This window comes from Edaphovirga cremea (assembly GCF_003332275.1).
Lineage (GTDB): Bacteria > Pseudomonadota > Gammaproteobacteria > Enterobacterales > Enterobacteriaceae > Edaphovirga > Edaphovirga cremea.
Genome location: NZ_QOVA01000065.1, coordinates 1 through 1,147, shown reverse-complemented (window position 1 = coordinate 1,147; position 1,147 = coordinate 1). Strand labels below are relative to the sequence as shown.

Below are 1,147 nucleotides of genomic sequence, written 5' to 3'. Positions count from 1 at the left end.
ATTTCCCCCGCGTCATTCCCGATAAAGTTTTCTATGCCGCCAGTGAGTACAGAAAGCCGCCATATGGTAAAGACATACACACTGACAACCCTTATCTCATCAATCTCTTCCGTTCTGTCATGAAGTGCAAAGCCTGTGGCCACAGCATCATGCTCAATGCTATCGACAGCAAAGGCAGGGGATATTACTGTGTCCCATGCGCCGCTTACATCGATGCAATACACCCTCCCTCAGACGCGATATCGCTGATGCAAACCTGATAAGTGCTGTGCTTGTCAACGCTGACAAATTCCAGACCCATTCAACCAGTCGACACTCGACACAATTACTGCAGGACAGAAATATTGAGATTCTCAAAGGTATCGACCGACTGGTTGAGGCGTTACAAATCGCACCTGAGGTGGTTGCTCTGGCCGAAAAGATAAAGGCGTTGCATAAAGAATTCAACAATAATGAAGTCACAATGCGCGCAATCAAGAACAAGCAGAGACTTGCTGTCAGTGAGGATGTCACAAAACTTGATTTAACCTTAAAAGGAGATCGGGAGAAATGCAGACGTTTCATTTTCAAAACGTTCAAAGAAATCCTGCTCAATACGGAGAGCAAGACGTGTGATATCTGTTTTACAAACGGCTTTAAACTCATTAATTTCCCACTGTTGAAAAGTCTCAACCCGGAAACACTCGCCAGCGCTTTGGCCTATACAGATGATGCAACATTGATCCTGTGAATTGATAGTCACTGGTGCCATTGTAATCATCCCGTAAATTAGGCCCATTCACATTTAGAGATCTTCCGGCATACTAACCTTGCCAATAAAGGAGATCGCTATGCGCAAAGCACGATTTACCGAACACCAGATCATTGCCGTACTGAAGTCTGTTGAAGCCGGACGCACCGTGAAAGACGTTTGTCGTGAGGCTGGCATATCCGAAGCCTCTTACTACAACTGGAAAGCGAAATATGGCGGTATGGAAGCCTCTGATGTCAAAAAGATAAAAGACCTGGAGGATGAAAACCGGCGTCTCAAACAGATGTTCGCGGATCTCAGTCTGGAGAATCGGGCACTGAAAGATGTCATCGAAAAAAATGTATGGTTCGCCCCCGTTTTGCAAGCACACGATGATAAAAGCTGTTTGCGTTAATG

At 45.5% G+C, this 1,147-nt stretch carries 1 protein-coding gene and 1 pseudogene; both read left to right on the top strand.

The genetic code is table 11. From position 1 onward, the window contains the following. The first annotated feature begins 196 nt into the window (after window positions 1–196). Window positions 197–730 (top strand): hypothetical protein, encoded by a 534-nt coding sequence (locus tag DRI82_RS23660; RefSeq protein ID WP_245956926.1) that lies wholly within the window; start codon window positions 197–199, stop codon window positions 728–730. A gap of 100 nt (window positions 731–830) precedes the next feature. After that, window positions 831–1,088 (top strand): annotated as a pseudogene (locus DRI82_RS23655) (transposase); the annotation flags it as partial. Between the last annotated feature and the right edge of the window lie 59 nt (window positions 1,089–1,147).